Origin of the sequence: Streptomyces lichenis (assembly GCF_023218175.1) — a bacterium.
GTDB lineage: Bacteria > Actinomycetota > Actinomycetes > Streptomycetales > Streptomycetaceae > Streptomyces > Streptomyces lichenis.
Genome location: NZ_JALPTH010000058.1, coordinates 1 through 7,630 on the forward strand (window position 1 = coordinate 1; position 7,630 = coordinate 7,630).

Below are 7,630 nucleotides of genomic sequence, written 5' to 3' on the forward strand. Positions count from 1 at the left end.
GCGGGGGCGCGGCGCCCCCCCCCGCCGCCCCCGGCGCCCTCGGACTGGCGGGCGCCACCCCGCTCGTCCTCTGGCCCCGCCCCACCCGCCGCACCGCCGGGCACTGACGGCCCGCGTCCGCTCCTCCGGGGCCCGTCCACCACGTGTGGGCGGGCCCCGGTGCGTGGGTGGGTGGCCTGCTGGGGTGCTTGGGGTGCTTGGGGTGCTTGTGGCGGGGCTTCGGGGCAGTCGGCGGGCCCATGGCGTACCGCTCGGTAGGGGTACGCGGGTAGGGTGCCGTCCCAGATCGTCCGCCGTACGGCGCCGGCCGCGCGGTTGCCCGCGGGTGACCGGCCCGGCTCGGCGGTCGTCCGTCCCACGGAGGGCGGAGGGTGTCGGTGTCGCGAGGCAGGGGAGCGCCGGATGAGCGGAAAGACCGTACGCGCGGATCGCGGTCCCGGCCGTCTCGTGAGCGTCCTGTCGGGGCTGGCCGTGGCCCTCGGCTGCGTGCTCTTCCTCGGCGGCTTCGCCTGGGGCGCGGTCCTGTACCGGCCGTACACCGTCCCCACCGACTCCATGTCGCCGACCGTCGCCCCCGGCGACCGGGTCCTGGCCCAGCGCATCGACGGCACCGAGGTCCGCCGCGGTGACGTGGTCGTCTTCGACGACCCGAACTGGGGCGACCTGCCGATGGTCAAGCGGGTCATCGGAGTGGGCGGCGACACGGTGGCCTGCTGCGGCGCCGACGGCCGCCTCACCATCAACGGCAAGCCGGTCGACGAACCGTATCTGCGGGCGGGCGAGGCGGCCTCGCTGACCGAGTTCTCCGCCGCCGTCCCCGAGGGCAGGCTCTTCCTCCTCGGCGACGAGCGCAACGGCTCCCAGGACTCGCGTGTCCACCTCCAGGACGCGAGCCACGGCTCGGTGCCCCGGTCCGCGGTGACCGCCCGGGTGGACGCCGTGGCCTGGCCGCTCGGCTCCATGGTGGAGCGCCCCCGGGAGTTCGCCGCCCTGCCCGGCGGGATCTCCGAGCCGGGGCCGGTGAAGCCCATGGTGGCCGCGGTGGCCGTCGGAGCGGTGCTCGTCCTGGCCGGCGCCGCGGGACCGTCACTGGCACGTGCCCTCTCCGGCGGTGGGCGCGGCGCCGACCGGAAACGCCCGGCGCGCGGGAAGGCCCCCGCCGATGCCTGAGCCGGCGCCCGAGCCGGGGCAGGGGCCCGAGCCGGCACCGGAGCCCCCGCCGATGCCTGAGTCGGCGCCCGAGCCCGAGCCGACTCCGGCGTCCGAGCCCTCCGAGCCGGCTCCGGCGTCCGAGCCGACTCCGGCGTCCGAGCCGACTCTGACGTCTGAGCTCTCCGAGCCGACTCCGGCGTCCGAGCCTGCCGCGCTGCGCCGGGTGGCCCGGGTCGTCCTGCTCGACCCCGACGACCGGATCCTGCTGCTGCACGGCCATGAGCCGGACGACCCGGCCACGACCTGGTGGTTCACCCCCGGTGGCGGGGTGGAGGGAGGCGAGACGCGGGAGCAGGCCGCCGTACGGGAGCTGGCCGAGGAGACCGGCCTCACCGGGGTGCGGCTGGGCCCGGTGGTGTGGCGCAGGGTCTGCTCCTTCCCGTTCGCAGGCCGTCGCTGGGATCAGGACGAGTGGTACTACCTGGCCCGCACCGACCGCACCGAGGTGGCCCTAGGCGACCTCACCGAGCTGGAGACCCGCAGTGTCGCGGGGCTGAGATGGTGGACCTCCGCCGAACTGTCCTCGACGCGTGAGACGGTGTACCCGACACGACTCGCCGGGCTGCTGCGCGCGCTGCTCGACGAGGGACCCCCCGAGCAGCCGGTGGTCCTGCCCCCGGACATCGTCCAGGGGCCCGGGGCACTGGCGCACAATGGGGGCACGCACGGCTGAAGGGGAACATGCCATGAGCGCCGAGGACCTCGAAAAGTACGAGACCGAGATGGAGCTGAAGCTCTACCGGGAGTACCGAGACGTCGTCGGTCTGTTCAAGTACGTGATCGAGACCGAGCGACGCTTCTACCTCACCAACGACTACGAGATGCAGGTGCACTCGGTACAGGGCGAGGTCTTCTTCGAGGTGTCCATGGCGGACGCCTGGGTCTGGGACATGTACCGGCCGGCCCGGTTCGTCAAGCAGGTGCGCGTACTGACCTTCAAGGACGTGAACATCGAGGAGCTCAACAAGAGCGACCTCGAACTGCCCGGCGGCTGATCCCGCACCTCACGTGCTCGGGCGGCGAGCGCCTGCCGCGCCTCCGACCGTCAACACCGCGCCCTCGGAACCGACCCTCCGAGTGGCGCGGTGATCCACATTCCAGCGGTTGTCCACCGTCATCCACCAAGATCCACCAATCCGCCGCCGACCCGTCACAGTCGGTGGCGGAGGTGGTGCCGCAATGAACACGACGGGGGCACTGGGACGGTACGGCGAGGAGCTGGCCGTCCGCCGACTCACCGAGTCGGGCATGACCACGCTCGCCCGCAACTGGCGGTGCGGGCGGACCGGCGAGATCGACATCGTGGCCCGGGACGGCGACACCCTCGTCGTCTGCGAGGTCAAGACCCGCAGAAGCGCACGGTACGAGCACCCGCTCGCCGCCCTCACACCCACCAAGGCCGACCGGCTGCGACGGCTCGCGGCCTGCTGGCTCGACCGGCACGGCGGCCCCCCGCCCGGCGGAGTCCGCATCGACGCCGTCGGCGTCCTGCTGCCCCGCCGCGGCACCCCCGTCGTCGACCACGTACGCGGGGTGATCTGACATGGGCTTCGCCCGAGCCTGCTCCGTCGCCCTGGTCGGCGTCGAAGGCGTGGTCGTCGAGGTCCAGGCCGACCTGGAGCCGGGCGTCCCCGCGTTCACCCTGGTCGGGCTGCCCGACAAGAGCCTGGTGGAGAGCCGCGACCGGGTCCGCGCCGCCGTGGTCAACTCCGGCGCGGAGTGGCCGCAGAAGAAGCTGACCGTCGGCCTCAGCCCCGCCTCCGTACCCAAGAGCGGCTCCGGTTTCGACCTCGCCGTCGCCGCCGCGGTCCTCGGCGCCGCCGAACGGGTCGACCCCCGGGCCATCGCCGACCTCGTCCTCATCGGAGAGCTCGGCCTCGACGGCCGCGTCCGGCCCGTGCGCGGGATCCTCCCCGCCGTGCTCGCCGCCGCCGAAGCCGGCTACCAGCACGTCGTCGTACCCGAGCAGACCGCCGGAGAGGCCGCACTCGTCCCCGGAGTCTCCGTCCTCGGCGTCCGCACCCTGCGCCAGCTCATCGCCGTACTCGCCGACGAACCCGTACCCGACGAGGAACCCGACCAGCCCGGCCGGCCCGACGCCATGCTCGCCGGGCTGCTCGTCCCCGGCGCGGGCATCGGCACCGGCATCGCCCCCGCGCCCGGCGAAGGCCCCGACCTCGCCGACGTGGCCGGGCAGCACACCGCCCGACGCGCCCTGGAGACCGCCGCCGCCGGCGGCCACCACCTCCTGCTGACCGGCCCACCCGGCGCCGGCAAGACCATGCTCGCCGAACGGCTCCCCGCCGTACTGCCACCGCTCACCCGGGCCGAAGCCCTGGAGGTCACCGCCGTCCACTCCGTCGCCGGCATCCTGCCGCCCGGCGAACCCCTGGTACGCCGCCCGCCCTACTGCGCCCCGCACCACTCGGCCACCATGCAGTCCCTGGTCGGCGGCGGGAACGGCACCCCCCGGCCCGGCGCCGTCTCCCTCGCCCACCGCGGCGTGCTCTTCCTCGACGAAGCGCCCGAGTTCTCCGGCAAGGCCCTGGACGCACTGCGCCAGCCGCTGGAGTCCGGCCATGTCGTCGTCGCCCGCAGCGCCGGTGTGGTGCGGCTGCCCGCCCGGTTCCTGATGGTGCTCGCCGCCAACCCGTGCCCCTGCGGCCGGCACACCCTGGTCGGCGCCGCCTGCGAATGCCCGGCCGCCCTGGTCCGCCGCTACCAGGCACGGCTGTCCGGCCCCCTGCTCGACCGGGTCGACCTCCGGGTGACCGTCGAACCCGTCGACCGAGCCGACCTGCTCGGCCAGGGCGGACGCGGAGAACCCACCGCCGCCGTCGCCGCCCGCGTCCAGGAAGCCCGAGAGCGGGCGGCCGCCCGCCTCACCGGCACCCCCTGGCAGCTCAACGCCGAGGTCCCCGGCCATGAGCTGCGCACCCGCTGGCAGCCCGCCCCCGGCGCCCTCGCCAGCGCCGAACGCGACCTCGAACGGGGCCTGCTCACCGCCCGCGGACTGGACCGGATCCTGCGCGTCGCCTGGACCCTCGCCGATCTCGCCGGCCGCGACCGCCCCGGCCCCGCCGAGGTGAACCAGGCCCTGGAACTCCGCACCGGTGTCCCCCGAGGCGTCCCGGCGACCGGAGGGTTCCGATGACCGGACGCACACCACCGCGCCCACACACCGCACCGCCCGGCGAACCCCCGGCCGGGGGAGCGGCGAGCGGAAGCCCCGACGCCGCCACCGACGACCCCCGTCGGCACGAGCGCCGGGCCCGCGCCGCCCTCACCCGCGTCCTGGAACCCGGGGACGAACGAGCCGGACAGTGGCTCGCCGACCTCGGGCCGGTGGAGCTCCTGCGACGGCTCACCAGCCCCGCGTACCACCCGGGCGCCCTGCCCGGCGCCGGCGACCAGCGCATCAGAGCACTGCGCGCCCTCGCCGCGCGGGCCGACCCCGGTCGCGACCTCGCCGCCATGGCCTCCCACGGCGGACGGTTCGTCATCCCCGGAGACCCCGAATGGCCCAGTCAGCTCGACGACCTCGGCCCCGCCCGCCCCATCGGCCTCTGGGTCCGCGGCGGGCCGGACCTGCGCCACTGGGCGCTGCGCTCGGTCGCCCTGGTCGGAGCACGCGGCTGCACCCCCTACGGAGCCCACACGGCCACCACCCTCGCGGCCGGGCTCGCCGAACGCGGCTGGGTCGTCGTCTCCGGAGCCGCCTACGGCATCGACGGCGCCGCCCACCGCGGTGCCCTCGCCGCCGGCGGTGCCACCATCGCCGTACTCGCCTGCGGCACCGACGTCGCCTACCCCCGCGGCCACGCCGAACTGCTCGGCCGCATCGTCCGCCAAGGCCTGGTCATCGGCGAACTGCCGCCCGGCGCGCATCCCACCCGCAGCCGCTTCGTCCTGCGCAACCGGGTCATCGCCGCCCTCACCCGAGGCACCGTGGTGATCGAGGCCGCCCACCGCAGCGGCTCACTGGTCACCGCCCGCGCCGCACAGCGCATGGGCCGCCACACCATGGGTGTCCCCGGGCCGGTCACCAGTGCCTGCTCAGGAGGCGTCCACCAACTGCTGCGCGGCGGCGCCGTACTGGTCACCGACGCCCCGGACGTCATCGAACTGGTGGGCACCATCGGTGACGACCTCGCCCCCGACCGGCGCGGCCCGGTGCTGCCCCGGGACCTCCTCGACCCGGAGTGCGCCCGGCTGCTGGAAGCCATGCCCGGCCGAGCCGCCGACACCACGGCCCGAGACCTCGCGCACGCCACGGGTACGCCGGTTGACGCCGCCCTCGCCCGGCTGTACGAACTTCACTCCCTCGGGTTCGTCGAACGACACGATGACCGCTGGCGGCTCACAGCGCACCCCGCGCGCCACGCCGACACCCGGCGAGGCGGTGCTTGACCAGGGGCATTCGGGTGACAGGCTGCCCGTGATGACCTTCGTACCCGCCCCGGAGGCCCCCGGCGGGGTGGTCCCCGCGCGGACCATCCGCGGGGCCCCATTCGAAGATGCGGCCGACCCCATACCCGCATGGGTCCCCGCGGCGGCGTCCTTCGCGCAAAGCGATCCCGCAGTCACGCTACGCTCACAAGGCCGGCTCCCCAGACCGGCGCCCCCCACCCCCGCGAACCCTCCCCCCTCCCCTCTCTCCGCACACCGGCTCCGCCCACCCGCTCCAGCAGAACGGCTCACAGCGACGCATGCCCCAGCACACCTCCGGGTCAGACCGCGCGGCAGTGCCCCCCGCTGCCCGGGGCACCTCCTCCCGGCGCGCCGTGCATCCGACCGCTCCCCCCTCCCCGGCCGCCCCCTCACCCCCACCCCCCACCTCACTCGACCAGCTGTGGCGGTCGTACAAGGACACGGGTGACGAGCGGCTCCGGGAGCAGCTGATCCTGCACTACTCCCCGCTGGTCAAATACGTGGCCGGCCGGGTCAGCGTCGGACTGCCGTCCAACGTCGAGCAGGCCGACTTCGTCTCCTCCGGGGTCTTCGGGCTCATCGACGCCATCGAGAAGTTCGACATCGAACGGGCCATCAAGTTCGAGACCTACGCCATCACCCGTATCCGCGGCGCGATGATCGACGAACTGCGCGCCCTGGACTGGATCCCGCGGTCCGTACGGCAGAAGGCACGGGCCGTCGAACGCGCCTACGCGACCCTGGAAGCCCGGCTGCGGCGCACCCCCTCGGAGACCGAGGTCGCCACCGAGATGGGCATCGCGCTGGAGGACCTGCACGCCGTTTTCAGCCAGCTCTCCCTGGCGAACGTGGTCGCCCTGGAAGAGCTGCTGCACGTCGGCGGCGAGGGCGGCGACCGGCTCAGCCTCATGGACACCCTGGAGGACACCGCCGCCGACAATCCGGTCGAGGTCGCCGAGGACCGCGAACTGCGCAGGCTGCTCGCGCGTGCCATCAACACCCTCCCCGAGCGGGAGAAGACCGTGGTCACGCTCTACTACTACGAGGGCCTCACCCTCGCCGAGATCGGCAACGTCCTCGGGGTCACCGAGAGCCGCGTCAGCCAGATCCACACCAAATCCGTCCTCCAACTGCGGGCGAAGCTGGCCGACGTAGGACGCTGACGGCGAAGGGCCCGCCGTAGAGTGGTGGGGTGCCAAGGATTCGAGCGGCCTCCGTGGCCGAGCACCGGACCATGCAGCGCGGCGCCCTGCTGGACGCCGCGCGTTCCCTGCTGTCCGAAGGCGGGACGGAGGCGCTGACCTTCCCCGCCCTCGCCGAGCGCACCGGCCTCGCCCGGTCGTCCGTCTACGAGTACTTCCGCTCGCGCGCCGCCGTGGTCGAGGAGCTGTGCGCCGTCGACTTCCCCGTGTGGGCCGCCGAGGTCGAGGCCGCGATGGAACGCTCCGCCGGCCCCGAGGGCAAGATCGAGGCGTACATCCGCCGCCAGCTCGAACTGGTCGGCGACCGTCGCCACCGGGCCGTCGTCGCCATCTCCGCGAGCGAACTGGACGCGGGCGCCCGCGAGAAGATCCGCGCCGCCCACGGCGGGCTGGTCGCGATGATCGTCGAGGCCCTGGCCGAACTGGGCCACGAACAGCCCCGCCTCGCCGCCATGCTCCTCCAGGGCATCGTGGACGCCGCCGCCCGCCGCGTCGAACTGGGCGCCGCCGAGGTCCCCGCCGCCATCGCCGACTCCGCCGTCGCCCTCGCCCTCCACGGCGTAAGCCGCCACCCCGCCTAGCCTCCGCCCCGCCGAAGCAACCCAAGCCCGCAGGCCGCCAGGCCCGCCCACCTGCCGCCGCACTTGGGCCTGCTCCTCGACCCTCCGACTGCACCAACCTCAGCACCGACCTTCGGGGGCCCTCCCCCCCCCCCCCCCCCCCCCCCGCCCCTCCCCCCCCCCCCCCCCCCCCCCCGGCCCCCCCCCCCCCCCCCCCCCCCCCCC

At 74.7% G+C, this 7,630-nt stretch carries 8 protein-coding genes; all 8 read left to right on the forward strand.

What is annotated here, in order from left to right; translation table 11 throughout:
• The first annotated feature begins 402 nt into the window (after positions 1–402).
• The 8 genes from lepB to M1O15_RS31245 all read left to right on the forward strand — a co-directional run bounded on the left by lepB (position 403) and on the right by M1O15_RS31245 (position 7,426).
• Positions 403–1,170, forward strand: coding sequence for a signal peptidase I (gene lepB / locus M1O15_RS31210; RefSeq protein ID WP_248637615.1), 768 nt, complete (start codon positions 403–405; stop codon positions 1,168–1,170).
• 52 nt (positions 1,171–1,222) lie between these two features.
• Positions 1,223–1,885, forward strand: coding sequence for an NUDIX hydrolase (locus M1O15_RS31215; RefSeq protein WP_443735624.1), 663 nt, complete (start codon positions 1,223–1,225; stop codon positions 1,883–1,885).
• 13 nt (positions 1,886–1,898) lie between these two features.
• Complete coding sequence (locus tag M1O15_RS31220) at positions 1,899–2,207, forward strand: DUF2469 domain-containing protein (protein ID WP_003965949.1); 309 nt, start codon at positions 1,899–1,901, stop codon at positions 2,205–2,207.
• A gap of 184 nt (positions 2,208–2,391) precedes the next feature.
• Positions 2,392–2,754, forward strand: coding sequence for a YraN family protein (locus tag M1O15_RS31225; protein ID WP_248637616.1), 363 nt, complete (start codon positions 2,392–2,394; stop codon positions 2,752–2,754).
• Between the two features lies 1 nt (position 2,755).
• Entirely contained in the window at positions 2,756–4,366 is a 1,611-nt protein-coding gene (locus M1O15_RS31230; RefSeq protein WP_248637617.1) for a YifB family Mg chelatase-like AAA ATPase, read from the forward strand.
• Positions 4,363–5,622 carry a DNA-processing protein DprA gene (gene dprA, locus M1O15_RS31235; RefSeq protein ID WP_248637618.1) on the forward strand — a complete coding sequence of 420 codons (1,260 nt, stop codon included), beginning with the start codon at positions 4,363–4,365 and terminating at the stop codon, positions 5,620–5,622. The genes M1O15_RS31230 and dprA overlap by 4 nt, the downstream gene beginning before the upstream one ends.
• 299 nt (positions 5,623–5,921) lie before the next feature.
• Complete coding sequence (whiG, locus tag M1O15_RS31240; protein WP_248637619.1) at positions 5,922–6,806, forward strand: RNA polymerase sigma factor WhiG; 885 nt, start codon at positions 5,922–5,924, stop codon at positions 6,804–6,806.
• 53 nt (positions 6,807–6,859) lie between these two features.
• Positions 6,860–7,426: a TetR/AcrR family transcriptional regulator gene (locus M1O15_RS31245; protein ID WP_248637621.1), complete on the forward strand. Its 567-nt coding sequence runs from the start codon at positions 6,860–6,862 to the stop codon at positions 7,424–7,426.
• Positions 7,427–7,630: the final 204 nt, after the last annotated feature.

Bases quoted from the DNA above. Each gene is read 5' to 3' on its own strand.
- lepB (WP_248637615.1), top strand. From the start codon at position 403: ATGAGCGGAAAGACCGTACGCGCGGATCGCGGTCCCGGCCGTCTCGTG.
- M1O15_RS31215 (WP_443735624.1), top strand. From the start codon at position 1,223: ATGCCTGAGTCGGCGCCCGAGCCCGAGCCGACTCCGGCGTCCGAGCCC.
- M1O15_RS31220 (WP_003965949.1), top strand. From the start codon at position 1,899: ATGAGCGCCGAGGACCTCGAAAAGTACGAGACCGAGATGGAGCTGAAG.
- M1O15_RS31225 (WP_248637616.1), top strand. From the start codon at position 2,392: ATGAACACGACGGGGGCACTGGGACGGTACGGCGAGGAGCTGGCCGTC.
- M1O15_RS31230 (WP_248637617.1), top strand. From the start codon at position 2,756: ATGGGCTTCGCCCGAGCCTGCTCCGTCGCCCTGGTCGGCGTCGAAGGC.
- dprA (WP_248637618.1), top strand. From the start codon at position 4,363: ATGACCGGACGCACACCACCGCGCCCACACACCGCACCGCCCGGCGAA.
- whiG (WP_248637619.1), top strand. From the start codon at position 5,922: ATGCCCCAGCACACCTCCGGGTCAGACCGCGCGGCAGTGCCCCCCGCT.